Below are 26,360 nucleotides of genomic sequence, written 5' to 3'. Positions count from 1 at the left end.
CCGCCTTGATTTCAGATGCAACAGACGCCAGCTGCGGCTACAAGGGCACCAGCCAGTGCCGGGCCGTGTGCCGCAGGTGCTCGGTCAATTGCGCGAGCAGATGGCCACCGTTGCGCCAATGATGCCAGTACAACGGCACGTCGATGGGCGTATCGGCACAGATTTCCACCAGTAGCCCGTTCGCCAGCTGCTCGCGGGCCTGCAACTCGGGCACCAGCCCCCAGCCGAGGCCGGCCTCGGTCATGCGCAGGAAACCTTCGGACGACGGGCACAGATGGTGCAGGAAGCCGTCCTCAATGCCCAGCGATGCCAGGTATCGGTGCTGCAGGAAATCGTCCGGGCCGTAGACAATGGCGGGTGTGCGGGCCAAGCGCTTGACCTCGAACCCCAGTGGAAAATACCGCGCCATGAACCCGGGACTTGCCAGCGCACGGTAGCGCATGGCCCCCAGCGGCAGGCTGCGCGCCCCGGCCACCGGCCGCTCGCTGCCGCACAGGCAGGCCGCCACTTCACCGGCACGCATGCGCTTGAGGCCGACCTCCTGGTCTTCCACCACCAGGTCAGTCAACAACTGATGCTCGGCGCAGAATACCCCGACCGCACCCGCCCACCAGGTCGCCAGGCTGTCGGCGTTGAGGGCGATGCGCAAGCGCTCGGGCATGCCCTCCTCATCCAGCGCCGGCACCTGGCGCTGCAAGTCGCGCTCAAGCAGACGCACCTGCTGCACATGGTTGAGCAACTGACGGCCAACCTCGGTCGGGCTCGGCGGTGTTGCACGCACCAGCACGGGTTGGCCGACCCGCGCTTCGAGCAGCTTGATGCGCTGCGAGATGGCCGATTGCGACAGCCCCAGCACCTGCGCGGCACGCTCGAAACCACCTTGCTCGATCACTGCCGCGAGGGCGGCCAGTAGCTTGTAGTCGAACATCGATTTTCCTAATGACGGATCAGCTTTATTTGTTTTTCTTATACAGCGCCAATCCGCACAATGGCCAGCATCTTCTTGGGAGTATCTGCCATGTGGCAAAGCTATCTGAACGGCATGTTGGTGGCCTTCGGCCTGATCATGGCCATTGGCGCACAGAACGCCTTCGTCCTGGCCCAGAGCCTGCGGCGTGAACATCATCTGCCGGTGGCGCTGCTGTGCATTGTCTGCGACGCCCTCCTGGTGGCGGCCGGGGTGTTCGGGCTGGCCACGGTGCTGGCACACAACCCGACCCTGCTGGCCATTGCCCGTTGGGGCGGCGCTGTGTTTCTGCTCTGGTATGGCGCCAAGGCGCTGCGCAGCGCCTGTTCCAAACAGAGCCTGCAGCACCAGGAAGGCCAGGGCATGCGCTCGCGTCGCGCGGTGCTGCTCAGTGCCCTGGCAGTGACCCTGCTCAACCCCCACGTATACCTCGATACGGTGCTGCTGATCGGCTCGCTCGGCGCCCAGCAGACCGTGCCCGGCGCCTATGTGGCCGGCGCCGCCAGTGCCTCGGCGCTGTGGTTCACGACCCTGGCGATTGGCGCGGCGTGGCTGGCGCCCTGGCTGGCACGTCCGACCACCTGGCGCATGCTCGACCTGATGGTGGCGGTGATGATGTTCGCCGTGGCGGCGCAGTTGATCTTCAACTGACCTCAAGGGCCCTATCGCCGGCAAGCCGGCTCCCACACGTGCAGCCAGCGCGGTCATGGTGGGAGCCGGCTTGCCGGCGATGGGGCCACACCGCCGGTCGGCAGCCGACGACCGCCGCGGAACCTCTATTCCCTATGTTTGTTGCGTGGTTATGCGCGGGGGCTGATGCTATGATCGACCTCTTGCGTCGCAAAGAGTACAAACTCGCCGACGCACATAGGGCCGCCCGTGATCGGCCTTGCGCAAACCGCGAACTAGACCTGAATCAGGAGATCCACCATGGCTTTTGAATTGCCGCCGCTGCCGTACGCCCACGATGCCCTGCAGCCGCACATCTCCAAGGAAACCCTGGAGTTTCACCACGACAAGCACCACAACACCTATGTCGTGAACCTGAACAACCTGGTCCCAGGCACCGAATTCGAAGGCAAGACCCTGGAAGAGATCGTCAAGACCTCTTCGGGCGGCATCTTCAACAACGCCGCTCAAGTCTGGAACCACACCTTCTACTGGAACTGCCTGGCACCAAACGCCGGCGGCCAGCCTACCGGTGCTCTGGCTGATGCCATCAACACCGCTTTCGGTTCCTTCGACAAGTTCAAGGAAGAGTTCTCCAAGACTTCGATCGGTACCTTCGGTTCCGGCTGGGGCTGGCTGGTGAAGAAAGCTGACGGTTCCCTGGCCCTGGCCAGCACCATCGGCGCCGGCTGCCCGCTGACCAGCGGCGACACCCCGCTGCTGACCTGCGACGTCTGGGAACACGCCTACTACATCGACTACCGCAACCTGCGTCCGAAGTACGTCGAGGCGTTCTGGAACCTGGTCAACTGGACCTTCGTTGCCGAACAGTTCGAAGGCAAGACCTTCAAGGCCTGATCCCTCGAGCCTTGAACAGAAAACCCGGCCTTGAGCCGGGTTTTTTTATTGGATGGCCGACCTCTTGGCGGCAAATGACACACCCGCGGCCAACGCTCTTGCTCACCCGGCATAGCACGCTAACATCAAACATCTGGACATTCGCTACAGCGCACTCAAGTTGCAGGCTGAGGTAACCGATACACTGCTCAGGAGAGCCGCACCGGCCAATAGTGTATTGCCAATGATGATGGCAAAATGATGCCGCGCGCATGGATTAAGGAAACCCCATTGAAGCTGGAATTGCGGAACAGCTTATCGGTCAAGTTGCTCAGGGTCGTGCTCCTGTCGGCGCTGGCGGTCGGTGTCGTCCTCAGCTGCGCGCAGATCGTCTACGACTCCTACAAGACCCGCCAGGCCGTCAACAACGACGCCCAGCGCATCCTCGACATGTTCCGCGACCCTTCAACCCAGGCGGTGTACAGCCTCGACCGGGAGATGGGCATGCAGGTGATGGAAGGCCTGTTCCAGGACGAATCGGTGCGCCAGGCTTCCATCGGCCATCCCAATGAAACCATGCTTGCCGAGAAATCGCGCCCGCTGCAGGACATGTCCATGCGCTGGCTGACCGACCCGATCCTCGGCCAGGAACGCACCTACACCACCGAACTGGTCGGTCGCGGCCCCTACAGCGAGTACTACGGCGACCTGAGCATCACCCTCGACACCGCGTCCTACGGTGAAGACTTCCTGGTCAACGCCATCATCATCTTCATCTCCGGGGTGCTGCGTGCCCTGGCCATGGGCCTGGTGCTGTACCTGGTCTACCACTGGCTGCTGACCAAGCCGCTGTCGAAGATCATCGAGCACCTCACCCAGATCAATCCCGACCGCCCCAGCCAGCACCAGATCCCGCTGCTCAAGGGCCACGAGAAGAACGAGCTGGGTATCTGGGTCAATACCGCCAACCAGTTGCTGGCCTCGATCGAACGTAACACCCACTTGCGCCACGAAGCCGAGAACAGCCTGCAGCGCATGGCCCAGTACGACTTCCTCACCGGCCTGCCCAACCGCCAGCAACTGCAGACGCAGCTCGACAAGATCCTTGCCGACGGTGGTCGCCTGCAGCATCGCGTGGCCGTGCTGTGCGTCGGCCTGGACGATTTCAAGGGCATCAACGAGCAGTTCAGCTACCAGGTCGGCGACCAGTTGCTGCTGGCCCTGGCCGACCGCCTGCGGGCCCACAGCGGTCGCCTGGGAGCCCTGGCGCGCCTGGGTGGCGACCAGTTCGCCCTGGTCCAGGCCAACATCGAGCAGCCCTACGAGGCCGCCGAACTGGCCCAGAGCATCCTCGACGACCTCGAAGTGCCATTCGACCTCGACCACCATCAGATCCGCCTGCGCGCCACCATCGGCATCACCCTGTTCCCGGAAGATGGCGACAGCACCGAAAAGCTGCTGCAGAAGGCCGAACAGACCATGACCCTGGCCAAGGCCCGTTCGCGCAATCGCTACCAGTTCTACATCGCCAGTGTCGACAGCGAAATGCGCCGGCGCCGCGAGCTGGAAAAAGACCTGCGCGAAGCCCTGCCACGCAACCAGCTGTACCTGGTCTACCAACCGCAGATCAGCTACCGCGATCACCGCGTGGTCGGTGTCGAAGCCCTGCTGCGCTGGCAACACCCGGAGTTGGGCATGGTCCCGCCGGACCAGTTCATCCCGCTGGCCGAGCAGAACGGCAGCATCATCAACATCGGCGAATGGGTGCTCGACCAGGCCTGCCGGCAACTGCGCGAATGGCACGACCTGGGCTTCAGCGAACTGCGCATGGCCGTCAACCTGTCCACCGTGCAGCTGCACCACAACGAGCTGCCGCGGGTGGTCAACAACCTCCTGCAGGCCTACCGCCTGCCTCCGCGCAGCCTGGAGTTGGAAGTGACGGAAACCGGCCTGATGGAAGACATCAGCACCGCCGCCCAGCACCTGCTCAGCTTGCGCCGCTCGGGGGCGATGATCGCCATCGACGATTTCGGCACCGGCTACTCGTCGCTGAGCTACCTGAAATCGTTGCCGCTGGACAAGATCAAGATCGACAAGAGCTTCGTCCAGGACCTGCTCGACGACGATGACGACGCCACCATCGTTCGCGCCATCATCCAGCTGGGCAAGAGCCTGGGCATGCAGGTGATCGCCGAAGGTGTGGAAACCGCCGAGCAGGAAAGCTACATCATTGCCCAGGGCTGCCACGAAGGTCAGGGCTACCACTACAGCAAGCCGCTGTCGGCGCGCGAACTGACCCATTTCCTCAAGCAGGCTCAGCGCAATCAGGTTTCCGCGCTGTAGCCCCTGCACCGCGTGTTACAGACCATGACGCACATTTGCATGAATTGCGTGCTGGCCTCTTTACAGCAAATGCAAATCTTTCGCATGATGTTGCGGTTTCGCGTGCCACGGCGCACGGCCTAACCCCTTGGTCCAACCACACGACGCAGGAAAACCAATAATGATTCGAATGCCTCTGGCCTCCGCCAGTCTGCTGGCCATCGCCATCGCCCTCGCCGGTTGCGGCGAAGGCAAGGACGACAAGGCCGCCGCCCCGCAAGCACAGGCACCTGCTGCTGCCAGCACCCCCGCCGCGGCGCCTGGGGCTGTCGACGAAGCGGCCGGCAAAGCCGTGGTCAAGCATTACACCGAGATGGTCTACGCCGTGTACAGCGACTCGCTGAGCACCGCCAAGACCCTGCAGAGCGCCATCGACGCGTTCCTCGCCAAGCCTAGCGACGACACCCTGAAAGCCGCCAAGGTCGCCTGGGCCGCCGCACGCGTACCGTACCTGCAGAGCGAGGCGTTCCGCTTCGGCAACACCATCATCGACGACTGGGAAGGCCAAGTGAACGCCTGGCCCCTGGACGAAGGCCTGATCGACTACGTCGACAAGAGCTACGAACACGCCCTGGGCAACCCGGCAGCCAGCGCCAACATCATCGCCAACACCGTGGTTCAGGTCGGCGAAGAGAAGGTCGACGTCAAGGACATCACTCCCGAGAAGCTGGCCAGCCTGAACGAGCTGGGCGGTTCCGAAGCCAACGTCGCCACCGGCTACCACGCCATCGAATTCCTGCTCTGGGGCCAGGACCTCAACGGCACCGGCCCAGGCGCGGGCGCTCGCCCGGTTTCGGACTACCTCGAAGGCAAAGGCGCCACCGGTGGCCACAACGACCGTCGTCGCGCCTACCTGAAGGCGGTGACCGACCTGCTGGTCAAGGACCTCGAAGAGATGGTCGGCAACTGGGCACCGAACGTCGCCGACAACTACCGCGCCACCCTGGAAGCCGAGCCTGTGGCCGACGGCCTGCGCAAGATGCTGTTCGGCATGGGTAGCCTGTCGCTGGGCGAACTGGCCGGTGAGCGCATGAAGGTGTCGCTGGAAGCCAACTCGCCGGAAGACGAGCAGGACTGCTTCAGCGACAACACCCACTACTCGCACTTCTACGACGCCAAGGGTATCCGCAACGTCTACCTGGGCGAGTACACCCGTGCCGACGGCACCAAGCTGACCGGCCCGAGCCTGTCGTCGCTGGTGGCCAAGGCGGACCCTGCCGCCGACGCTACCCTCAAGGCCGACCTGGAAGCCACCGAGGCGAAGCTTCAGGTGATCGTCGATCACGCCCTCAAGGGTGAGCACTACGACCAGCTGATCGGCGCCGACAACGCTGCCGGCAACCAGATCGTGCGTGACGCCATTGCCTCGCTGGTCAAGCAGACCGGTGCCATCGAGCAAGCGGCAGGCAAGCTGGGCATTGCCAACCTGAACCCGGATACCGCCGACCACGAATTCTGATTCGGGCGGGTGTGGTTCTGAAAATGAGGCGGCCTTCGGGTCGCCTTTTTTCTTTCGGGCCCTATCGCCGGCAAGCCGGCTCCCACAGGGTAAACAGCGCCGCATTACCTGTGGGAGCCGGCTTGCCGGCGATAGGGCCCGCACCGACACCAATTTCATGAAGCAATTGCAAATTGCTCTTATTCAAACTTCCATGGCCTGCTAAGCTTGCACGCCGGTTTTTTAGTCCTTCCACGCCCAGGATTTTGCATGTCCTTGTCGCTGTCCCGACTCTCCCCTCTGCTGCTGGCCCTTGCCCTCGCCGCCTGTGACGACGCCCCGCGTTTCACCCAGGCCGAGCCCGGCGAAGCGTTGTCAGCTGGCCAGGCGACCGTCCAGCGCAGTGATCGCAATGCCTTTTCCCTGCCCTCGGCCAACCTGTCGCCCGAGCGGCGCGTGGACTTTGCCGTCGGCAACAGTTTCTTCCGCAACCCCTGGGTGATCGCCCCGTCCACCACCACCGCACGCGACGGCCTGGGCCCGCTGTTCAATACCAATGCCTGCCAGAACTGCCATGTGCGCGACGGCCGCGGCCATCCGCCGGAGCCTGACGACAGCAACGCGGTGTCGATGCTGGTGCGCCTGTCGATCCCCGACCAGCCGTACCTGGCCAAGCAGATCGAGCGACTGGGCGTGGTCCCCGAGCCGGTCTATGGCACCCAACTGCAGGACATGGCCATCCCCGGCGTGCCCCCCGAGGGCAAGGTGCGGGTGAGCTATGACCACGAGACCGTCACCTTCAAGGACGGCCACCCGGTCGAACTGCGCCGGCCAACGCTGCAGATCACCCAGCTCGGCTATGGGCCGATGCACCCCGACACCCGCTTCTCGGCCCGCGTGGCACCGCCGATGATCGGCCTTGGCCTGCTCGAAGCCATCCCCGAAGCCGCCATCCTGGCCAACGAAGACCCCGATGACCACAACCGCGACGGCATTCGTGGCCGCGCCAACCGGGTCTGGGACGATGCCCAGGGCAAGACCGTGATCGGCCGCTTCGGCTGGAAGGCCGGGCAGCCCAACGTCAACCAGCAGAACGTGCATGCCTTTGCCGGTGACATGGGCCTGACCAGCACCCTGCAACCGCAGGATGACTGCACGCCAACTCAAACCGCCTGCCTGGCCGCAGCCAATGGCAACGGTGCCGGCGACGAGAAGGAAGTCAGCGACAACATCCTGCGCCTGGTCACCTTCTACACCCGCAACCTCGGCGTACCGGCCCGGCGCGATGTCGGCGCCCCGCAAGTGCTGGCCGGCAAGAACCTGTTCTTCCAGGCCGGCTGCCAGGGCTGCCACACCCCGCAATTCACCACGGCCACCGACGGCGTCGAGCCCGAGCTGGCCGGGCAACTGATCCGCCCCTACAGCGACCTGCTGCTGCACGACATGGGCCCGGGACTTGCCGACGAGCGCACCGAATTCGCCGCCAACGGCCAGGACTGGCGCACCCCTCCGTTGTGGGGCATCGGCCTGAACGAGGCGGTCAGTGGCCACACCCAGTACCTGCACGACGGCCGCGCCCGCAACCTGCTCGAAGCCGTGCTCTGGCACGGCGGCGAAGCGCAGGCGGCACGCGACCAGGTCTTGACCTTCAATGCCGAGCAGCGCGCTGCGCTGCTGGCGTTCCTGAACTCACTTTAAAACGCGCAAGGAGCCGGGCATGTTCCGACCCAAACTGTTGTTCACCAGCCTCGCCGCACTCGCTCTCGGCGCGTGCTCGCCGCAGGACCCGCAGGCCGTGACTTCCGCCGCCATCGCCAAGCAGGTGATCCTGCCGACCTACAGCCGCTGGGTCGAAGCCGACCGCCAGTTGGCCAGCAGTGCCCTGGCCTACTGCGAAGGCAAGCAGAGCCTGGAAACCGCGCGTGCCGACTTCCTCAATGCGCAAAAGGCCTGGGCCGAATTGCAGCCATTGCTGGTCGGCCCGCTGGCTGAAGGCAACCGCGCCTGGCAGGTGCAGTTCTGGCCCGACAAGAAGAACCTGGTCGGCCGGCAGGTCGAGCAACTGGTCAACAGCGACAAGCCAGTCGACGCCGCCTCCCTGGGCAAGGCCAGCGTCGTCGTACGCGGCCTGTCGGCCTACGAGTACATCCTGTTCGACAGCAAGCCGGACATCGCCAGCGCTGAGCAGAAAGCCCGCTACTGCCCGCTGCTGGTGGCCATCGGTGAACACCAGAAGGCCCTCGCCGAAGACATCCTCAAGGGCTGGAACAGCACTGACGGCATGCTCTCGCAGATGACCAAGTTCCCTAACCAGCGCTACGCCGACTCCCACGAAGCGATCGCCGACCTGCTGCGCGCCCAGGTCACCGGCCTGGACACCCTGAAGAAGAAACTGGGCGCGCCGATGGGCCGCCAGAGCAAGGGCATCGCGCAGCCACTGCAAGCTGAAGCCTGGCGCAGCCATTCGTCACTCAAGAGCCTGGAAGCCAGCCTCAAGGCCGCCCAAGCGGTCTGGGTCGGCGTCGACAACCAAGGCCTTCGAGGCCTGCTGGGAAGCGATCAGAAAGCCCTGGCGCAAAAAATCGACGACGCCTACGCCAGCGCCCTCAAGTTGCTGGCCGACAACCAGAAGACCCTGGGCGAGCTGCTGGCCGACGATGCAGGCCAACAGAGCCTGAACCAGATCTACGACGCGCTCAACGTCGTCCACCGCCTGCACGAAGGCGAGCTGGCCAAGGCGCTGAACATTCAACTGGGCTTCAATGCCAACGACGGTGACTGATGATGCTGCGACGCCAGGCGATCAAACTCGGTAGCGTACTGCTCAGCGCCCTGACCCTGGGCGGCTGGAGCCTGTTTCGCAACAAAGGCAGCGAACCCCTGCTGCTGTCGGCGCGTGACGATGGCGACGGCAAGCATTACGCGGTCGGGTTCCGCCTGAACGGCACCCAGGTGTTCAGCACCCAGGTGGCCCAGCGTTGCCACGCCATCATCAACCACCCCAGCCTGCCGATTGCCCTGTTCGTCGCGCGCCGCCCCGGCACCGAAAGTTATCTGGTCGACCTGCGCGACGGGCGCTTGCTGCAAACCGTCACCTCGCAGCCGAACCGTCACTTTTACGGCCACGCGGTGATCCACAACGGTGGTGAATGGCTGTACGCCACCGAGAACGACACCACCGATCCCGGCCGTGGCGTACTGGGCGTCTACCGGTTCGAAGGTGAGCGCCTGGTGCACACCGGTGAAATCCCGACCCACGGCATCGGCCCGCACGAAGTGGCCTGGCTGCCCGACGGCGAAACCCTGGTGGTGGCCAACGGCGGCATCCGCACCGAGGCCGAGAGCCGGGTCGAGATGAACCTCGACGCCATGCAGCCCAGCCTGGTGCTGATGCAGCGCGACGGCACCTTGCTGAGCAAGGAAACCCTCGCCCAGCAGATGAACAGCGTGCGCCACCTGGCCGTGGGCCGCGACGGCACCATCGCCGCTTGCCAGCAGTTCATGGGCGATGCCGATGAAACCGCCGAACTGCTGGCGATCAAGCGCCCGGGCGAGCCGTTCAAGGCCTTCCCGGTGCCGGAGCGGCAGCTGCAGTCGATGGCCCAGTACACCGCCAGCGTGGCCATCCACAGTGACCTGCGCCTGGTGGCGCTGACCGCGCCGAGGGCCAACCGGCTGTTCATCTGGGACCTGGACAGCGGCGCGGTGAAGCTCGATGCGCCGATGCCGGACTGCGCCGGGGTCGGGGCGGTGGAAGATGGCTTCGTGGTGACCTCCGGGCAGGGGCGTTGCCGGTTCTATGATTGCCGCAAGGCGGAGTTGATCGGGCAGCCGATGAACCTCCCTTCCGGGTTCTGGGATAACCATCTGCATCTGGCCTGACACTCAGGCTGTCTGCACCGGCCCTATCGCCGGCAAGCCGGCTCCCACAGTTACGGCGGTGCTGCTTACCCTGTGGGAGCCGGCTTGCCGGCGATAGGGCCGGTGCAGACAATCCATTTCCCCCACAGCCAAAAACAGTCAATACTTCCCCCATCCGCACGTGGGCAGGATCGCCCGTTGTCGTGTCAAAACGAATAACAACCACGTATCCAAGGAACCGGACTTATGCTGCGCCGCCGCATGCTCATCATGTTGGCCGTCGTTTTGCTGATCGTGCTGGCCCTGGGGGGTTACAAGGCATTCTCGATCTACCAGCAGATCCAGATGTTCTCTGCCCCAAAGCCGCCCATCACCGTGGCCGCAGCCCTGGCCGAAGAGCGCCAGTGGCAGGAGCGCCTGCCCGCCGTCGGCAGCCTCAAGGCCCTGCAGGGCGTCGAACTGAGCCTCGAAGTGGAAGGTATCGTCAAATCCTTGCACTTCGACTCTGGCCAGAAGGTCAAGGCCGGGCAACTGCTGCTGCAACTCAACGACGACCAGGAAACCGCCTTGCTCGGCACCGCCCAGGCCGACCTGGGCCTGGCCAAGGTCGACTTCGGCCGTGGCAGTCAATTGGTGGGCGACTCGGCTATCTCCCGTGGCGAGTACGATCGCCTCACCGCCCAGTACCGGCGCAACCAGGCCGTGGTCGACCAGCTCAAGGCGGCGAAGACCAAGAAGAGCATCAGCGCCCCGTTCAGCGGCACCATCGGCATCCGCCAGGTGGATGTCGGCGACTACCTGGCCGCCGGTTCTGTGATCGCCACCTTGCAGGACCTCTCCAGCCTCTACGTCGACTTCAACGTACCGGAACAGGCCCTGCCCCACCTGAGCCTCGGCCAGCAGGTCCAGGTGCAGGTGGCTGCGTATCCGGGCCAGACCTTCCCCGCCAGCCTCAGTGCAATCAACCCCAAGGTCGAGGAAAGCACGCGCAACGTGCTGGTGCGCGCGACCATGGCCAACCCCGACGGCCAGCTGTTGCCGGGCATGTTCGCCAACCTGCTGGTGCTGCTGCCTGACCCTCGCCCACAGGTGGTGGTGCCGGAAAGCGCCATCACCTACACGCTGTATGGCAACTCGGTGTACGTCGCCACGCCCAGCAAAGACAAGGACGGCAACCCGCAACCCGATGACCAGGGCCAGGCGCAGCTGACCGCCGAACAACGCACCGTGCAGACCGGCGAGCGCCGCGATGGTGTGGTGGTGGTCACCAAGGGGCTCAAGGCCGGTGAGCAGGTGGTGACCGCCGGGCAGCTCAAGCTTACCCCCGGCGCAGCCATCCGCATCGGCCAGGACACTGCCCTCAAGCCCGAACAGGGCACCCCGCGCGCGGACTGACCAGGAGGCAGGCATGGCGTTCACCGATCCCTTCATCCGCCGCCCGGTACTGGCCAGCGTGGTCAGCCTGCTGATCCTGCTGCTCGGTTTCCAGGCCTGGAGCAAGCTGCAGATCCGCCAGTACCCGCAGATGGAAAACGCCTTGATCACGGTGACCACCGCCTATCCGGGGGCCAATGCCGAAACCATCCAGGGCTACATCACCCAGCCGCTGCAACAGAGCCTGGCCAGCGCCGAAGGCATCGACTACATGACCTCGGTGAGCCGGCAGAATTTCTCGATCATCTCCATCTACGCGCGCATCGGTGCCGACAGCGACCGACTGTTCACCGAACTGCTGGCCAAGGCCAACGAGGTGCGCAACCAGCTGCCGCAGGACTCCGAAGACCCGGTGCTGAGCAAGGAAGCCGCCGATGCCTCGGCGCTGATGTACATCAGCTTCTACAGCAAGGAAATGAGCAACCCGCAGATCACCGACTACCTGTCACGGGTCATCCAGCCGAAGCTGGCCACCTTGCCAGGCATGGCCGAGGCGGAAATCCTCGGCAACCAGGTGTTCGCCATGCGCATCTGGATCGACCCGGTGAAGCTGGCCGGTTTCGGCCTCTCGGCCGTCGATGTGACCAATGCCGTGCGCCGCTACAACTTCCTCTCCGCAGCGGGCGAGGTGAAAGGCGAATACGTGGTCACCAGCATCAACGCCAGCACCGAGCTCAAGTCGGCCGAGGCCTTTGCCGCGCTGCCGGTCAAGACAGCGGGCGACAGCCGGGTGCTGCTGGGCGATGTGGCACGGGTCGAGATGGGCGCGGAGAACTACGACACGGTCAGCTCGTTCGACGGCATCCCGTCGGTCTATATCGGGATCAAGGCCACCCCTGCCGCCAACCCGCTGGAGGTGATCAAGGAGGTTCGGCGGATCATGCCGGAGCTTCAGAGCCAGTTGCCGTCGGCGCTCAAGGTGTCGATCGCCTATGACGCCACACTGTTCATCCAGGCTTCCATCGACGAAGTGATCAAGACCCTCGGTGAAGCGGTGCTGATCGTCATCGTGGTGGTGTTCCTGTTCCTCGGTGCCCTGCGCTCGGTGCTGATCCCGGTGGTGACCATTCCGCTGTCGATGATCGGCGTGCTGTTCTTCATGCAGATGATGGGCTACTCACTCAACCTGCTGACACTGTTGGCGATGGTGTTGGCCATCGGCCTGGTGGTGGACGACGCCATCGTCGTGGTGGAGAACATTCACCGCCACATGGAAGAAGGCAAATCACCGTTCGACGCAGCCCTGGAGGGCGCCCGGGAAATCGCCATGCCGGTGGTGTCGATGACCATCACCCTGGCGGCGGTGTATGCACCGATCGGCTTTCTCACCGGGCTCACCGGCGCCTTGTTCAAGGAATTCGCCTTGACCCTGGCGGGGGCAGTGATCATCTCTGGCATCGTCGCCCTGACCTTGTCACCGATGATGTGCGCCCTGCTGCTGCGCCAGGAGCAGAACCCCAGCGGCCTGGCCCATCGCCTGGACCAGCTGTTCGAACGCCTCAAGGAGCGCTACCAGCGCCTGCTGCATGCCACCCTGGACAGCCGCCCGGTGGTGCTGGTGTTCGCCGTGATCATCCTGTGCCTGATCCCGCTGCTGCTCAAGTTCACCCAGAACGAGCTGGCGCCCAACGAGGACCAGGGCGTGATCTTCATGATGAGCAACGCGCCACAACCGGCCAACCTCGACTACCTCAATGCCTACACCGACCAGTTCACGCCGATGTTCAAGGCCTTCCCCGAGTACTACTCGTCGTTCCAGATCAATGGTTTCAATGGGGTGCAAAGCGGTATCGGCGGCTTTCTGCTAAAGCCCTGGAACGAGCGCGAGCGCACGCAGATGGCGCTGTTGCCGCTGGTGCAGGCCAAGCTCGAGGAAATCGGCGGCCTGCAGATCTTCGGCTTCAACCTGCCGTCGCTGCCAGGCACCGGCGAGGGTCTGCCGTTCCAGTTCGTGATCAACACCGCCGGCGACTACCCGGCCCTGCTGGAAGTCACCCAACGGGTCAAGGAACGCGCCCAGGCCACGGGCAAGTTCGCCTTCCTCGACATCGACCTGGCCTTCGACAAGCCCGAAGTGGTGGTGGATATCGACCGCGCCAAGGCGGCGCAGATGGGCGTGTCCATGGACACCCTGGGCGGTACCCTGGCGACCTTGCTGGGCGAGGCGGAAATCAACCGGTTTACCCTGGAAGGCCGTAGCTACAAGGTGATCGCCCAGGTCGAGCGGCCTTATCGTGACAACCCTGGCTGGCTCAACAATTACTACGTGAAGAACGATCAGGGCCAGTTGCTGCCGCTGTCGACCCTGATCACCCTCAGCGACCGCGCCCGCCCGCGCCAGCTCAACCAGTTCCAGCAGCTGAATTCGGCGATCATCCAGGGCGTGCCGATGGTGAGCATCGGTGAAGCACTGCAGACCGTGGCTGATATTGCCCGCGAGGAAGCCCCCGAGGGGTTCTCCTTCGATTACGCCGGTGCCGCGCGCCAGTATGTCCAGGAAGGCAGTGCGCTGTGGGTGACCTTCGGCCTGGCGCTGGCGATCATCTTCCTGGTGCTGGCGGCACAGTTCGAAAGCTTCCGTGATCCACTGGTGATCCTGGTGACGGTGCCGTTGTCGATCTGCGGGGCGCTGTTGCCGCTGTTCCTGGGCATTTCCAGCATGAACATCTACACCCAGGTAGGGCTGGTAACGCTGATCGGGCTGATCAGCAAGCACGGCATCCTGATCGTCGAGTTCGCCAACCAGTTGCGTGAGGAAAAAGGCCTGAGCGTGCGAGAAGCTATCGAGGAAGCGGCGGCCATTCGCCTGCGGCCGGTGCTGATGACCACGGCGGCAATGGTATTTGGCATGGTGCCGTTGATTCTGGCGACCGGCGCCGGGGCAGTGAGCCGATTCGATATCGGCACAGTGATTGCGACAGGGATGTCGATCGGGACCTTGTTCACGTTGTTCGTGTTGCCATGCATTTACACGCTGCTGGCGCATAAGTCGACAGCCCGGGAGGCGGCTGTCGTTTGATCTGGCCCTATCGCCGGCAACCCGGCTCCCACAGGTACAGTGCAATGCCCAGGACCTGCGATAACCCTGTGGGAGCCGGCTTGCCGGCGATAGGGCCAGTGAAGCAAAACCAGGAAAAGCAAAGGCCCCGCAATAGCGGGGCCTCTTGTGCTCGAAACAGGCTCAGCCGGAAGACCGTAGCCCTTGGTGCATGCCGAACAGGAACAACAACAGGTCCTGGTCAGGCCGGGCCTGTGCCTGGTGTTGTTTCACGACCCGCGGCAGTGCGCACTGGTCTGCCATCTCGGCCTTGCTGAAGACCACCGGCCGCGGCTCTTCCCAGGCAGCGAACGCTACCGTCGTCACGGCCAAGCCCGCCACCAGAAATAAAGCTCGAGCGATTTCTAGTTTCATTGCCCTAACCCTTTGACAGCGCTGCCAAACGCCATCTGGTAAAAATAGAGCAGCGCTTGCCATTCTGCTTCGGTGAACGACGAATGGCGGCGCAGCTGGCGTAGGTCATTGGCCGCCGCACGCTGACAACTGATGCGTCGACGGCATTTCTCAAGATCGAGCAAGGCCACTTCGACACGGGCCTGTTCGCCCTCGCCAATTACCTTGATGAACACGTGCTTGCCATACAGGCAACCATGCTGCCAATGCCCCAGGTGCATGCGCGCCAGGTTGTCGGCCAAATCCTTGAGCATGCGCTCGTGCACCACTTGCGGATAACGCTCGCGCGCGCCCTCGGCGTGCCAGGTATCCAGCTCGACGAAGCCATCCAGCGCCTCGCTGACCAGCAGCGCGCGCCATTGATGATCGGCATCGCGCTCGGCACCGCAAAAGACTATGCGCGGCACGCGTACGCCCAGCTGTTCGAAGCTGTTCAGTGCGTCGAGTTCCCGCAGTACGGTCGGCCGCCCGAACGGGTGCAGCAGGCTGCGATAGATATGCCCGATCTGGCGCTTTGAATACAGCAACTTGCCGTTGCCATCGCTCAGCCGTTGCACACCACTTTCACCACCACGACGCTGGTTGGGTTCCTCGACCCATTCGCCCTGCTGGCGCCAGTAAAAATCGAACCGCGACTCCTCACCCTGGGCTACAGCCATCAAACATTACCCCTTACGCAATACATAAACCCGCCACATGGCATAGAACGGCAGGAAGTCGAGGCGTTCCTGGATTCTGAAGCCGGCGGCCTTGAACTCTGCTTCAACCGTCTCTACCGGTAACACAAAACGGTTCTGGAAACTGTCCTGCTCGGCTTTGACACTGCGGCGTTGCTCGAGTTTCTTGCGTCGCCAGGCCTTGAAGTTGCCGTCCACCCACAATGACAGGATTACGCTGTCGCGGCTAACCCTTTGAAACTCAGACAGAATTGCCTTGCGGTGAGCGGACTCGCCAATGTGGTGAAGCAGCCGCATGCAGAAGATGCTGTCGACCGAGTTGTCCGGAAGATCGATGTCGAAGGCCGAAGTCTGCAAAGGGCGTACCCGCGCCACCACCTCCGGCGGTTGCGCGGCACAGGCTGTCGCGATCATCGCCTCGGAGTTGTCGGCACCAATGATCACCCGGTTCGGCTTTTCCGCCAGCAGGGGCCAGAAGCGTCCAGCGCCGCAAGGCAGGTCAAGCACCAACCCCGGTTCTCCGGCCAGCGCCAGGGCACGGCGTGCCAGCTGTTCGTCGCGCTTGTGGGACATGCGACGAGCCAGGCCATCCTGGTGCTTGAGGAAGTACTCTTGAGCATGTTGCTGGTCGTACTTCTCGGAAAATTCGAGTTTGATCGGGCTGCGCATTGGGCATCTCCTGGCTTCCAGTGCGCTGACTGTAGGTAACGAAGCGTGGGCAACAGGTTATGCCAATGTGAAAAAATTGTTATCCGCCCAACAACATGTTTCAGCGAATTTCTAAAGCGCCGTGGGGTCGATTTTCTCCGCGCTCCGGCTCAAGTCGACCTGGAAGCGGCATCCATGCGGTGCAGTCGAGGTCAGCGTCACACGCCAACCCTGGTCGTCACAGATCCGTTGCACCAGCGACAGCCCCAGCCCAAGGCCCTCGCCGCGCCGCTCGTCACCGCGCACGAAGGGCTGGAACATCGCCTCGCGCTGTTCTTCAGGGATGCCCACGCCACTGTCTTCGACACTGAAGCCGTTGGGCTGCAGGCTCAGGCGGATATAGCCACTGTCGGTGTAATGCGCGGCGTTGCGCAGCAGGTTGCCCATCACCGATTGCAGGAAGGTTGCGTTGTACAACAGAGGCCCAGCGCTGACCCGACCGTCGTAATACAGTGCCAGTCCCTTCTGTTCGATAGTGTCGCGCCACACCCCGATCAGGTCATCGGCCACTTCGCGCAAGTTCGCCTGGGAGGCCACAGCCCCTTGGTCGCGCTGGGCGCGGGCGAGCATCAGGAAGGTCTTGACCAACTCGCGCATTTCTTCAGTGGCACGGGCGATCCGCTCCACCTGGCTGCGCGAACGCGTATCCAGGTTGGGGTTCTCGATGAGCAGCTCGCATGAGGTGGCCAGCACCATCAGCGGCGTGCGCAACTCATGGCTGACATCACTGGTGAACAGCCGCTCGCGGGTCAGCGCATCGCGCAGCCGGCCCAGGGTATCGTCGAAGGCCACGGCCAACTGGCCGACTTCGTCCGCTGCGTAATCCGGCGCCAGCGGCGGGGCCAGGCCGAGCAACTGGTCGCGATGACGCACCTGGCGGGCCAGGCGAATCACCGGTGCCATCACCCGACGGGCCAGCAGCCAGCCCAGCACCACCGCCAACACCAGACTGAGCACGAAGCCAACCACGACCACGGCGAACAGCACCCGCTCGCGCTCTTCGAAATCGCTCTGGTCCTGCAGCAGCACGTAGCGCCGGCCATCCACGATCTCGACCATCGCGTGATAGGACAGCTGGTCGCGAAACACCTCATGGAAACCCTCACTGAGGTGACGCAGGTCCTTGGGCAGCTCGAAGTCGTCACGCCCACCGCTGAAGTAGAACAGCTGGTCGGGGCGTGGCCGGTGGCTCCAGTCGCTGACGCTGTCCATGCGCAACAGACGTTGCAGGTCGCCCCCCAGCACCGAGGAAATCAAGCGTTCCTCGACCAGGTGGACGGTGGCGACGATACCAAAGGCGAAGGCCCCTGCCACCAGCGCGCTCATCAGCGCAAAGGCGATGATGATGCGCTGCGCAAGGCTTTGCTTAAACTCCATCGCGACCCTCGGCGAGGCGATAGCCGACGCCATGGACGGTATGCAACAGAGGCTTCTCGAACGGTTTGTCGATCACTTGGCGCAACTGGTGCACATGACTGCGCAGGCTGTCGCTGTCGGGGCAATCGTCTCCCCACAGGGCTTCTTCCAGCACTTCGCGGCGCAGCACATGCGGGCTCTTCTGCATCAGCACGGCGAGCAGCTTGAGGCCGACCGGGTTGAGCTTGAGCAGGCGGCCCTGGCGGGTGACTTCGAGGGTGTCGAGGTCATAGCTGAGGTCGGCGACCTGCAAGGTACGGCGTCCCCCCCCCTGGGCCCGGCGCAGTACCGCTTCGATACGCGCGGCCAGCTCAGAAAGGGCGAACGGCTTGAGCAGGTAATCGTCGGCACCGGAGCGGAAACCCTGCAGGCGGTCGTCCAGCTGGTCACGGGCGGTCAGCATGATCACCGGCGTGTCGCGCCGGGCATCTTCGCGCAGGCGCTTGCACAGGGTGTAGCCATCGATGCCGGGCAACATGATGTCGAGCACGATCAGGTCGAAGTGTTCGGTGGCAGCCAGGTGCAAGCCGGACAGGCCGTCCTGGGCACAGTCGACGGTGTAGCCTTTCATGCCAAGGTAGTCGGCCAGGTTGGCGAGGATATCGCGGTTGTCTTCAACCAAAAGAATGCGCATCGGGTTCTCCTGTGCGGCGCTTCGCGTGGGTGCGCGGCAGGCGCAGCTTAAGGCCATCGCCCGGCCTGTACCAGCCCCACGACTAATTCAGCGAAGTTGACAGTTTTTTCACTGATCCTTCACGGACACAGGATAGCGGGCACTCGACAATGCCCCGTCTTATTCGTGCCTGGAGCCGTCATGCATCCTCCCCTTCGACCTCGTCCGATCAACACCTGGCTGTACCTCGGCATTCCGCTGGCCATCGCGGTAGCCTTGATCCTGCTCGAACTGACCTCGGTCGACATGGACTTGGCCAACCTGTTCTTCGATCAGGCGGCCGGCCAATTCATCGGCCGCCATAGCTACCTGCTGGAAAACATTCTGCATGACCGCGTCAAGCAAGGGGTGATTCTGCTCGGGCTGCTGTCGGTGGTCGCCTTTGCCTCGAGCTTTTTCTGGAAACGCCTGTTCGGCTGGCGCCGCGAGCTCGGCTGCCTGGTACTGGCGCTGAGCGTGTCCACAGCCTTCGTCACACCGCTGAAGAAAGTTACCCAGGTGCAGTGCCCATGGAGCCTGACCCAGTTCGGTGGCAAGGAAACCTACAGCAAGCTGCTGGAGCCGCGCCCGGCTACCAACAAGCCTGGGATGTGCTGGCCGGGTGGGCATGCGGCGACCGGCTTCTGCCTGTTCGGCCTGTTCTTCATGCTGCGTGACCGGCGGCCACGGCTGGCGCGGGTGGCGTTCGTGGTCGCCTTGGTGGCCGGCTCGGTGCTGTCGGTGGGGCGGATGATGCAGGGCGCGCATTTCCTTTCGCACAACGTGTGGACGGCAGTGTTCTGCTGGTTGATCGGGTTGGGGTCTTATTACCTTGTGCTGTATCGCAAGGGGATGGCTGAGGTGCCAGCCGCCAAGCGCAGCGTTGCCTGAACGAGGGGCCGCTTTGCGGCCCTTTCGCCGACAAGCCGGCTCCCACAGGTACAGCGCCATATTCAAGGTTTGCACTTCAACTGTGGGAGCTGGCTTGCCAGCGATGGGCTGCACAGCAGCCCCGATGGCCGGCACAGGAAAACGAAAAAGCCCCGCACTAGGCGGGGCTTTTTCTTGCTGCAGGGGGTAAGGCTGGCTTACATCATGCCGCCCATGCCACCCATGCCGCCCATGTCTGGCATGCCGCCGCCAGCTGGGGCTTCGCTCGGAGCGTCAGCAATCATGGCTTCGGTGGTGATCATCAGACCGCCGATCGAAGCAGCAGCTTGCAGGGCCGAACGGGTGACCTTGGCTGGGTCCAGGATGCCCATCTCGATCATGTCGCCGTATTCGCCGGTAGCAGCGTTGTAACCGAAGTTACCCGAACCTTGCTTGACCTTGTCAGCGACAACGCTTGGCTCGTCGCCGGCGTTGGCAGTGATCTGGCGCAGCGGCGCTTCAACAGCGCGACGCAGCAGGGCGATACCGACGTTCTGGTCTTCGTTGTCGCCTTTGAGGTCGATGATCGCGTTCAGGGCGCGAACCAGGGCAACACCGCCGCCAGGCACCACGCCTTCTTCAACGGCTGCACGGGTAGCGTGCAGGGCGTCTTCAACGCGGGCTTTCTTCTCTTTCATTTCAACTTCGGTGCCGGCACCGACCTTGATCACGGCAACACCGCCAGCCAGCTTGGCCAGACGCTCTTGCAGCTTCTCACGGTCGTAGTCCGAGGAAGTTTCTTCGATCTGGGCACGGATCTGCTTGACGCGCGCCTGGATGTCATCTTCAACGCCAGCGCCGTCGATGATGGTGGTGTTTTCCTTGGACAGGATGACGCGCTTGGCGTTACCCAGGTGCTCCAGGGTAGCGGTTTCCAGGGACAGGCCGATTTCTTCGGAGATGACCTGGCCGCCGGTCAGGACAGCGATGTCCTGCAGCATGGCCTTGCGGCGGTCGCCGAAGCCTGGAGCCTTGACCGCTGCAACCTTGACGATGCCGCGCATGTTGTTGACTACCAGGGTAGCCAGCGCTTCACCTTCAACGTCTTCGGCAACGATCAGCAGTGGGCGGCCGGCCTTGGCAACGGCTTCCAGCACTGGCAGCAGCTCACGGATGTTGGAGATCTTCTTGTCGACCAGCAGCAGCAGCGGGCCTTCCAGCTCGGCAACCATGGTGTCCGGCTTGTTGACGAAGTACGGCGACAGGTAGCCACGGTCGAACTGCATGCCTTCAACGACGGACAGTTCGTTATCCAGGCCCGAGCCTTCTTCAACGGTGATCACGCCTTCTTTACCGACTTTTTCCATGGCTTCGGCAATGATGTTGCCGATGGAGTCGTCAGAGTTGGCGGAGATGGTGCCTACCTGAGCGATGGCCTTGGAGTCGGCGCATGGCTTGGACAGGTTTTTCAGTTCGGCGACAACGGCAGCGGTAGCCTTGTCGATGCCGCGCTTCAGGTCCATCGGGTTCATGCCGGCAGCGACGGCTTTCAGGCCTTCGTTGACGATGGCCTGAGCCAGAACGGTAGCGGTGGTGGTGCCGTCACCGGCAGCGTCGTTGGCCTTGGAAGCAACTTCCTTGACCAGCTGGGCGCCCATGTTCTCGAAGGCGTCTTTCAGCTCGATTTCTTTGGCGACGGAAACGCCGTCCTTGGTGATGGTTGGCGCACCGAAGCTCTTGGCCAGTACCACGTTACGGCCTTTCGGGCCCAGGGTCGCTTTTACCGCGTCAGCCAGAACGTTGACACCAACCAGCATTTTCTTACGAGCGGAATCGCCGAATTTTACGTCTTTAGCAGCCATGATCGTTTAATCCTTGAAATTCTTTGGAGTAACGGGAAGTCGGAGAAATCAGCCTTCGATAACGGCGAGGATTTCGTTCTCGGCCATGACCAGCAGGTCTTCGCCATCGACTTTCACGGTGTTGCTGCCCGAGTAAGGGCCGAAAACCACTTTGTCACCCACTTTCACGGCCAGCGCACGTACTTCGCCGTTGTCCAGGATGCGACCGGTGCCGACGGCTACAACTTCGCCGCGGTTTGGTTTTTCGGCGGCCGAACCCGGCAGGACGATACCGCCAGCGGTTTTCGATTCTTCTTCGCTGCGACGGATGACTACGCGGTCATGCAGAGGACGAAGCTTCATTGTCGATCTCTCCCAAATTGTGGTTTTCATCGGCCGGTAACGACCGGCGGGTTGATTCGGTCCGGCGTTGCCGGGGGTGGCCCGCAGTGTGCGAACCACCTGTGTCATGTCTGGTGTTGCCACCAGAAACCTTGCGGTGACCACATACATGAGGCCGGCATATTCAATTACAAGGGCTTGGCATGGAAAATTTTTCACTGCCTGAAAAAGCCTGGGGCCGCTTGAGCGGCCCCAGGGTATTCACTTGTCGCGGCGCTCGTACTCGCCTTCGATTACATTTGGCCGGTGGCCGCTGTCGCGTGGCTGCGCCTGGAACGGGTCATCCTGAAACGCCCGCTGGCGCATGGCCTGTGCTTCGGCACGCTGGCGCAACTTGCGCGCGGCCAGATGGCGGGTGAATGGCAGCAGGCAAAGCACGCCCAGCACGTCGCTGATGAAGCCCGGCAGCAGCAGCAGGCCACCGCCGACCGCCAACATCAGGCCCTGGAACATGTCCTCGGCGGGCAGTTCGCCACGCTGCAGGCTTTCGCGGGCGCGCAGGGCCGTGGCCAGGCCGGCCACGCGCATTACCAGCACACCCAGGGCGGAGCCGGCAATGATCAGCAGCAGCGCCGGGAAGAACCCGATGGCCGCGCTGACCTTGACGAAGACGAACAGCTCCAGCACAGGGAAAAGGAGAAACAGCAGTAGAAAAGCACGCATCAAAGCAATCCTCGTTGGAAGACAACCTTCCTGTAAGACCATCACATGGATGCGCGCATTCGCATTTTCAAGCTTCGACTTCAGTCGCACTCGGCCATTGGTCGGCGCGCGCCAGCAAAACCAGGGCTTCGCGAACTTGTGTCGGCGTATTGCAAATAGCTGGGAAGGGCAACCAGTAGACGCCCTGGCCGATACGCAGGTGCATGCCTTCGCTGTCGATGCCGACCATCTGCGCCGGCGCGCTGCGCGGCAGCTCGCTCAACTCGACGTAGTGGGCAATGGCATTGGCGTGATCGCTGTTCATGTGTTCGATCATGCTCGCCTCGGCCTTGCCCGCAAACGGATTGGCCAGGGTCACCTGGTCGAGCCAGTGGATCGCGCCGAAGCCGCCGATGTAGCGATGACGTACCGGCTGCAGCACCCAGAAATCGAAGTCGTGGGCCTTGTGGTAGTTGGCCGCATCGGGGAAGTAACGGTAGTAGCGCTCGGCCGCCGCCTCGACAGCGGCTTCATCGACCAGCTTGTGGGCCTCGGCCATCACGGTGAGACGACCGACGGCCTGCACGTCCTCGGCTTCGCGCTCACCCACCAGCAGCGAGCACTTGGGGTCTTTCTGCAGGTTGTGGGTGTGCTGGGCGATGCGGCTGATGAGGATCAGCGGGTTGCCGTCGGCATCGAGGCAGTACGGCACCACGGAGCCGAACGGGAAGCCGGGCATGGACTTGGAGTGGGTCGAGAGCACGCCGCGGTATTCCTTGAGCAGCAGTTCCCGGGCGGGGCGGATGGCGGTGGTACTCACTGAGGGCGCTCCTGGCGGCGGAATGGATGGGTGACAAGATAAGCATTATCACCCACCACTGCCACTGCTGGCGCAGCCGCCGCCCTTCTTTACCAGGTCACGCCGAATCCGGCGGTATAGCGGGCCTTGTCCAGGTCGCTTTCGGGTGTGCCGCTGATGATGTCCTTTTCCGCCTTGAGGTTCAGCGAAGCCCATTCGGTGACCTTGTAGCGCAGCCCCACCTCGGCATCGAGGGAGTAGTTGGCCACGCCTCCCAGCGGCTTGGCGAGCTCGCCGTTGGTGAACAACTGGACTTTCTTGCCGATCAGGTAGCGGGTGTAGTCCCACTTGACGGCCGCCGAATAGAAGTTGTCCTTGGCGCCATCCCGGTACTCGAAGTCGGTGCGGTTGATCAGCGAACCGAGCGAGAAGGCGCCCAGTTCGTCATCCCAGAACTGGTAGCCAGGGCCGGTACCCACGGTACGCTGACGCGCCAGGTCTTCGATATGGTCGCGCTTGTACTCGAGCCGCCCCTGCCAGAACCACTTCTCGGTGATGAAGCGGTCGAGCGCATATTCGGCGCTCCAGTTGTTGGTGGTGGTTTCGTCGTTCTTGGACTCGCGGTTGTATTCGCCCTCGGCATTGTGCCGCCAGCGGCCATGCCGGGCAGTGGTCTTGAAATCGATGTCGTAGTCGTCGCTGTCGCTCTCGGCGCGCTGGTAGTCCATCGCCACGTCGACATTGCCCTTCCAGATCATGTCCTCGACCACAGGCTTGGGCTTCATGATCTGCTGGATGCTGGCCAGCTCGACGGTCTTGGGTGCATCGCCATTGGCCAGCGTCACCTTGCCCGCCTCGGCCGCCTTCAGGGACTTGGCCCTCTCGCCGTTATAGGCGTCCTGCTTGACCAGCAGTTCCTGGTCGCTCTCCAAGGTCTGAACCTGTTTCCAGTCCAGCGAAATCGAACCACCGTAGGGGGTTTCCAGAAGCAGTTTGCCACCGTCGAACACGCGAATCTTGCCGCTCAGGCGATCACCGTTCTTCATCCACACGGTGTCGGCGAAAGCGGGGGTGGCGCACAGGCTGGCGGTCAACAGGCACAACAAGGATCTAGAATACATAAGTGGACTACGGGTTCGATTCGACGAAAAAAGCCGGGCATTATCCAGATGCCGACGACCAGAGCAAGGAAAGACCGACCAGCATGCCATCGAGTTCAACGCTGATTTGCCGCGACCACTCGTCCGGTTTCACTTCAGGCCAGGGCTGCTCTGATGTCTGAGCGATATGAGCATGCCCTGGAAACGCCCGAAGCCCGACGAACGGCCCTGTATTCGGTGCTCGGCCAAGTGCCTGAGGGCAAGGTCGTCAGCTACGGGCAACTTGCCGAACTGGCAGGACTGGGCCGCGCGGCACGATGGGTCGGCCGCACCCTCGGCCAACTGCCCGGCGACACCCGCCTGCCGTGGCACCGGGTACTCGGCGCGGGTGGGCGCCTGAGCCTGGCACTGGGTACGCCTGCGGGCGATGAACAGCGGGCACGACTACGTGCAGAGGGCGTGAATGTAACCAATAATCGGGTGGATATGACGCGCCATGGCTGGCGCCCAATGGAGCACAGCGGTTAGAGTGCGCGCTTTGTTTTCGCAAATTTGAGGCAGATGTTGGCCCATGCCCCGTAAAACCTGGCGCGCTGCGCTTGCCGCCTATGCCAGCCCGTCAACCCTGGTACTTCTGCTGCTGGGCTTCGCCGCCGGCCTGCCCTACATGCTGGTGTTTTCGACCCTTTCAGTGTGGTTGCGAGAAGCGGGCGTGGCCCGTGAGACCATCGGCTATGCCAGCCTGATTGGCCTGGCCTATGCCTTCAAATGGGTATGGTCGCCCCTGCTCGACCAATGGCGCCTGCCGCTGCTGGGCGGTCTTGGTCGCCGCCGTTCGTGGCTGTTGCTTTCGCAGTCGTTGGTGGTGATCGGCCTGGTCGGCATGAGCCTGTGCGACCCGCAGCAACACCTGTCGTGGCTGATCGCCCTGGCCGTGCTCGTGGCCTTCGCCTCGGCCACGCAGGACATCGCGGTCGATGCCTATCGCCTGGAGATCGCCGACGATCAGCGCCAGGCGGCGCTGGCTGCCAGCTACATGGCCGGTTACCGGATCGCCGCCCTGCTCGCCACCGCCGGCGCGCTGTTCTTTGCCGAATGGTTCGGCTCGACCGGTTTCAGCTATCTGCACAAGGCCTGGGCAGGCACCTATGTGCTGTTCGGTGTGCTGATGCTGCCTGCGGTGTTCACCACCCTGATCATGCGTGAGCCACCCGTGCCGATGCGCACCCAGTTGTCGGCAGCGCGCTATGGTCTGGTCCATCAGATGGCCTCGGTTTTCGTGCTGATCATCCTGCTGGTGTCGGTGCCCGCCAGCTTCACCCAGATGTTCAACACCGGCTGGTCCAGCGTCATTTCCGGCGACGCCAGTCCGCTTGACCTGCTGCTCGAAGACCGTGCGTTCCTGCGGCTGATCCTCTACGTGCTGCTGAGCTGGGCATGCTTGTCGAGCTTGGGCCGACGCGGCCTGGCACCGGTGCTGACGCCGGTCAACGACTTCATCGCCCGCTACCGCTGGCAGGCCCTGCTGCTGCTCGGACTGATCGCCACCTATCGCATGTCGGACACGGTGATGGGCGTGATGGCCAACGTGTTCTACATCGACATGGGCTTCACCAAGGACCAGATCGCCAGCGTCAGCAAGATCTTCGGGCTGATCATGACCCTGGTCGGCGCAGGTATCGGTGGCCTGCTGATCGTGCGCTTCGGCATCCTGCCGATCCTGTTCATCGGCGGTGTGGCCTCGGCGGCGACCAACATCCTGTTCCTGATGCTGGCCGACATGGGGCCGAACCTGGAAATGCTGGTGGTGACCATCTCCCTGGACAACTTCAGTTCAGGGCTGGCCACCTCGGCCTTCGTCGCCTACCTGTCGAGCCTGACCAACCTCAAGTTCTCGGCCACGCAATATGCGCTGCTGAGCTCGATCATGCTGCTGTTGCCGCGCCTGATCGGTGGTTATTCGGGGGTGATGGTGGAGAAGTTCGGTTATCACGACTTCTTCCTGATTACTGCGCTGCTGGGGGTGCCGACGCTGATTCTGATTGCCTTGCATTGGCGTCAGGAGGTTGGCCGCGGCAAACAGGTACCTGTGGAGAGTTCGGCGGCCGAGCGGCCCTGAATGACTGCACTGGCCCTATCGCCGGCAAGCCGGCTCCCACAGGGATTTCACATGCCTTGAGTGCTGTGGGGTACCTGTGGGAGCCGGCTTGCCGG

23 protein-coding genes are annotated in these 26,360 nt (G+C 63.1%); 12 read left to right on the top strand and 11 right to left on the bottom strand.

Annotated elements, in window-relative coordinates; all coding sequences use genetic code 11:
• Positions 1–37: 37 nt before the first annotated feature.
• Complete coding sequence (locus ACIPZB_RS13455) at positions 38–928, bottom strand: LysR family transcriptional regulator ArgP (protein ID WP_400640628.1); 891 nt, start codon at positions 926–928, stop codon at positions 38–40.
• Between the two features lie 90 nt (positions 929–1,018).
• On the opposite strand from ACIPZB_RS13455, the gene ACIPZB_RS13450 reads away from it, so the two are divergent.
• The 9 genes from ACIPZB_RS13450 to ACIPZB_RS13410 all read left to right on the top strand — a co-directional run bounded on the left by ACIPZB_RS13450 (position 1,019) and on the right by ACIPZB_RS13410 (position 14,607).
• The gene (locus ACIPZB_RS13450; protein WP_400640626.1) at positions 1,019–1,618 is read left to right on the top strand and encodes a LysE/ArgO family amino acid transporter; all 600 of its coding nucleotides are present in this window, start codon (positions 1,019–1,021) and stop codon (positions 1,616–1,618) included.
• A 279-nt stretch (positions 1,619–1,897) separates the two neighbouring features.
• Positions 1,898–2,494 (top strand): superoxide dismutase, encoded by a 597-nt coding sequence (locus tag ACIPZB_RS13445; RefSeq protein WP_400640624.1) that lies wholly within the window; start codon positions 1,898–1,900, stop codon positions 2,492–2,494.
• A 270-nt stretch (positions 2,495–2,764) separates the two neighbouring features.
• Positions 2,765–4,816, top strand: a complete 2,052-nt coding sequence (locus tag ACIPZB_RS13440; protein WP_400640622.1) for a putative bifunctional diguanylate cyclase/phosphodiesterase — start codon at positions 2,765–2,767, stop codon at positions 4,814–4,816.
• Positions 4,817–4,976: 160 nt separating this feature from the next.
• The gene (locus ACIPZB_RS13435; protein ID WP_400640620.1) at positions 4,977–6,314 is read left to right on the top strand and encodes an imelysin family protein; all 1,338 of its coding nucleotides are present in this window, start codon (positions 4,977–4,979) and stop codon (positions 6,312–6,314) included.
• A gap of 249 nt (positions 6,315–6,563) precedes the next feature.
• Complete coding sequence (locus tag ACIPZB_RS13430; RefSeq protein ID WP_400640618.1) at positions 6,564–7,991, top strand: di-heme oxidoredictase family protein; 1,428 nt, start codon at positions 6,564–6,566, stop codon at positions 7,989–7,991.
• A 19-nt stretch (positions 7,992–8,010) separates the two neighbouring features.
• Positions 8,011–9,075 (top strand): imelysin family protein, encoded by a 1,065-nt coding sequence (locus ACIPZB_RS13425; protein WP_400640616.1) that lies wholly within the window; start codon positions 8,011–8,013, stop codon positions 9,073–9,075.
• Between the two features lie 2 nt (positions 9,076–9,077).
• On the top strand, positions 9,078–10,175 hold the full coding sequence (locus ACIPZB_RS13420) for a DUF1513 domain-containing protein (RefSeq protein ID WP_400640614.1): 1,098 nt from the start codon (positions 9,078–9,080) through the stop codon (positions 10,173–10,175).
• A 225-nt stretch (positions 10,176–10,400) separates the two neighbouring features.
• Complete coding sequence (locus tag ACIPZB_RS13415) at positions 10,401–11,549, top strand: efflux RND transporter periplasmic adaptor subunit (protein ID WP_400640612.1); 1,149 nt, start codon at positions 10,401–10,403, stop codon at positions 11,547–11,549.
• Between the two features lie 13 nt (positions 11,550–11,562).
• A complete protein-coding gene (locus tag ACIPZB_RS13410; protein ID WP_400640610.1) occupies positions 11,563–14,607 on the top strand; it encodes a multidrug efflux RND transporter permease subunit in 3,045 nt (1,014 codons plus the stop codon).
• 162 nt (positions 14,608–14,769) lie between these two features.
• Here the strand turns inward: ACIPZB_RS13410 and ACIPZB_RS13405 are convergent, their stop codons facing one another.
• From ACIPZB_RS13405 to colR, 5 genes are all read right to left on the bottom strand, one after another.
• Positions 14,770–15,000: a hypothetical protein gene (locus tag ACIPZB_RS13405; protein ID WP_400640608.1), complete on the bottom strand. Its 231-nt coding sequence runs from the start codon at positions 14,998–15,000 to the stop codon at positions 14,770–14,772.
• Positions 14,997–15,698, bottom strand: a complete 702-nt coding sequence (locus ACIPZB_RS13400; RefSeq protein ID WP_400640606.1) for a lipopolysaccharide kinase InaA family protein — start codon at positions 15,696–15,698, stop codon at positions 14,997–14,999. Before ACIPZB_RS13400 ends, ACIPZB_RS13405 begins: the two co-directional genes overlap by 4 nt.
• Positions 15,699–15,704: 6 nt before the next feature.
• Positions 15,705–16,385, bottom strand: a complete 681-nt coding sequence (locus ACIPZB_RS13395) for a class I SAM-dependent methyltransferase (protein ID WP_400640604.1) — start codon at positions 16,383–16,385, stop codon at positions 15,705–15,707.
• 111 nt (positions 16,386–16,496) lie between these two features.
• A complete protein-coding gene (locus ACIPZB_RS13390; protein WP_400640602.1) occupies positions 16,497–17,801 on the bottom strand; it encodes a sensor histidine kinase in 1,305 nt (434 codons plus the stop codon).
• Positions 17,791–18,474, bottom strand: a complete 684-nt coding sequence (colR, locus tag ACIPZB_RS13385) for a two-component system response regulator ColR (RefSeq protein ID WP_400640601.1) — start codon at positions 18,472–18,474, stop codon at positions 17,791–17,793. The genes ACIPZB_RS13390 and colR overlap by 11 nt, the downstream gene beginning before the upstream one ends.
• A gap of 180 nt (positions 18,475–18,654) precedes the next feature.
• Here colR and ACIPZB_RS13380 point away from each other — a divergent pair, with 180 nt between their 5' ends.
• Positions 18,655–19,383 (top strand): phosphatase PAP2 family protein, encoded by a 729-nt coding sequence (locus tag ACIPZB_RS13380; protein WP_400640600.1) that lies wholly within the window; start codon positions 18,655–18,657, stop codon positions 19,381–19,383.
• Between the two features lie 197 nt (positions 19,384–19,580).
• On the opposite strand, the gene groL is transcribed toward ACIPZB_RS13380, so the two are convergent.
• The 5 genes from groL to ACIPZB_RS13355 all read right to left on the bottom strand — a co-directional run bounded on the left by groL (position 19,581) and on the right by ACIPZB_RS13355 (position 24,167).
• Positions 19,581–21,224: a chaperonin GroEL gene (gene groL, locus ACIPZB_RS13375; RefSeq protein ID WP_008096985.1), complete on the bottom strand. Its 1,644-nt coding sequence runs from the start codon at positions 21,222–21,224 to the stop codon at positions 19,581–19,583.
• Between the two features lie 48 nt (positions 21,225–21,272).
• On the bottom strand, positions 21,273–21,566 hold the full coding sequence (locus tag ACIPZB_RS13370) for a co-chaperone GroES (RefSeq protein ID WP_003260750.1): 294 nt from the start codon (positions 21,564–21,566) through the stop codon (positions 21,273–21,275).
• A gap of 240 nt (positions 21,567–21,806) precedes the next feature.
• Positions 21,807–22,268 carry an FxsA family protein gene (locus tag ACIPZB_RS13365; RefSeq protein ID WP_008096983.1) on the bottom strand — a complete coding sequence of 154 codons (462 nt, stop codon included), beginning with the start codon at positions 22,266–22,268 and terminating at the stop codon, positions 21,807–21,809.
• A 67-nt stretch (positions 22,269–22,335) separates the two neighbouring features.
• The gene (locus ACIPZB_RS13360) at positions 22,336–23,067 is read right to left on the bottom strand and encodes a HugZ family protein (RefSeq protein ID WP_400640597.1); all 732 of its coding nucleotides are present in this window, start codon (positions 23,065–23,067) and stop codon (positions 22,336–22,338) included.
• A gap of 89 nt (positions 23,068–23,156) precedes the next feature.
• Positions 23,157–24,167: a DUF481 domain-containing protein gene (locus tag ACIPZB_RS13355; RefSeq protein ID WP_400640595.1), complete on the bottom strand. Its 1,011-nt coding sequence runs from the start codon at positions 24,165–24,167 to the stop codon at positions 23,157–23,159.
• 153 nt (positions 24,168–24,320) lie between these two features.
• On the opposite strand from ACIPZB_RS13355, the gene ACIPZB_RS13350 reads away from it, so the two are divergent.
• On the top strand, positions 24,321–24,674 hold the full coding sequence (locus tag ACIPZB_RS13350; protein WP_400640591.1) for an MGMT family protein: 354 nt from the start codon (positions 24,321–24,323) through the stop codon (positions 24,672–24,674).
• A gap of 43 nt (positions 24,675–24,717) precedes the next feature.
• Positions 24,718–26,265 (top strand): AmpG family muropeptide MFS transporter, encoded by a 1,548-nt coding sequence (locus ACIPZB_RS13345; RefSeq protein ID WP_400640589.1) that lies wholly within the window; start codon positions 24,718–24,720, stop codon positions 26,263–26,265.
• The last annotated feature ends 95 nt before the right edge of the window (positions 26,266–26,360 follow it).

The sequence above is a fragment of the Pseudomonas sp. NPDC089396 genome (assembly GCF_044749545.1).
Taxonomy (GTDB): Bacteria; Pseudomonadota; Gammaproteobacteria; order Pseudomonadales; family Pseudomonadaceae; genus Aquipseudomonas.
The sequence above is the reverse complement of the archived record's forward strand: the minus strand, read 5'-3'. Positions and strand labels throughout refer to the sequence as shown.

Coding starts and splice junctions, on each gene's coding strand:
- ACIPZB_RS13370 (WP_003260750.1), bottom strand. CDS start 21,566: ATGAAGCTTCGTCCTCTGCATGACCGCGTAGTCATCCGTCGCAGCGAA.
- ACIPZB_RS13455 (WP_400640628.1), bottom strand. CDS start 928: ATGTTCGACTACAAGCTACTGGCCGCCCTCGCGGCAGTGATCGAGCAA.
- ACIPZB_RS13355 (WP_400640595.1), bottom strand. CDS start 24,167: ATGTATTCTAGATCCTTGTTGTGCCTGTTGACCGCCAGCCTGTGCGCC.
- groL (WP_008096985.1), bottom strand. CDS start 21,224: ATGGCTGCTAAAGACGTAAAATTCGGCGATTCCGCTCGTAAGAAAATG.
- ACIPZB_RS13415 (WP_400640612.1), top strand. CDS start 10,401: ATGCTGCGCCGCCGCATGCTCATCATGTTGGCCGTCGTTTTGCTGATC.
- ACIPZB_RS13420 (WP_400640614.1), top strand. CDS start 9,078: ATGCTGCGACGCCAGGCGATCAAACTCGGTAGCGTACTGCTCAGCGCC.
- ACIPZB_RS13390 (WP_400640602.1), bottom strand. CDS start 17,801: ATGGAGTTTAAGCAAAGCCTTGCGCAGCGCATCATCATCGCCTTTGCG.
- ACIPZB_RS13400 (WP_400640606.1), bottom strand. CDS start 15,698: ATGGCTGTAGCCCAGGGTGAGGAGTCGCGGTTCGATTTTTACTGGCGC.
- ACIPZB_RS13425 (WP_400640616.1), top strand. CDS start 8,011: ATGTTCCGACCCAAACTGTTGTTCACCAGCCTCGCCGCACTCGCTCTC.
- ACIPZB_RS13365 (WP_008096983.1), bottom strand. CDS start 22,268: ATGCGTGCTTTTCTACTGCTGTTTCTCCTTTTCCCTGTGCTGGAGCTG.
- colR (WP_400640601.1), bottom strand. CDS start 18,474: ATGCGCATTCTTTTGGTTGAAGACAACCGCGATATCCTCGCCAACCTG.
- ACIPZB_RS13430 (WP_400640618.1), top strand. CDS start 6,564: ATGTCCTTGTCGCTGTCCCGACTCTCCCCTCTGCTGCTGGCCCTTGCC.
- ACIPZB_RS13350 (WP_400640591.1), top strand. CDS start 24,321: ATGTCTGAGCGATATGAGCATGCCCTGGAAACGCCCGAAGCCCGACGA.
- ACIPZB_RS13445 (WP_400640624.1), top strand. CDS start 1,898: ATGGCTTTTGAATTGCCGCCGCTGCCGTACGCCCACGATGCCCTGCAG.
- ACIPZB_RS13435 (WP_400640620.1), top strand. CDS start 4,977: ATGATTCGAATGCCTCTGGCCTCCGCCAGTCTGCTGGCCATCGCCATC.
- ACIPZB_RS13410 (WP_400640610.1), top strand. CDS start 11,563: ATGGCGTTCACCGATCCCTTCATCCGCCGCCCGGTACTGGCCAGCGTG.
- ACIPZB_RS13450 (WP_400640626.1), top strand. CDS start 1,019: ATGTGGCAAAGCTATCTGAACGGCATGTTGGTGGCCTTCGGCCTGATC.
- ACIPZB_RS13345 (WP_400640589.1), top strand. CDS start 24,718: ATGCCCCGTAAAACCTGGCGCGCTGCGCTTGCCGCCTATGCCAGCCCG.
- ACIPZB_RS13405 (WP_400640608.1), bottom strand. CDS start 15,000: ATGAAACTAGAAATCGCTCGAGCTTTATTTCTGGTGGCGGGCTTGGCC.
- ACIPZB_RS13395 (WP_400640604.1), bottom strand. CDS start 16,385: ATGCGCAGCCCGATCAAACTCGAATTTTCCGAGAAGTACGACCAGCAA.
- ACIPZB_RS13380 (WP_400640600.1), top strand. CDS start 18,655: ATGCATCCTCCCCTTCGACCTCGTCCGATCAACACCTGGCTGTACCTC.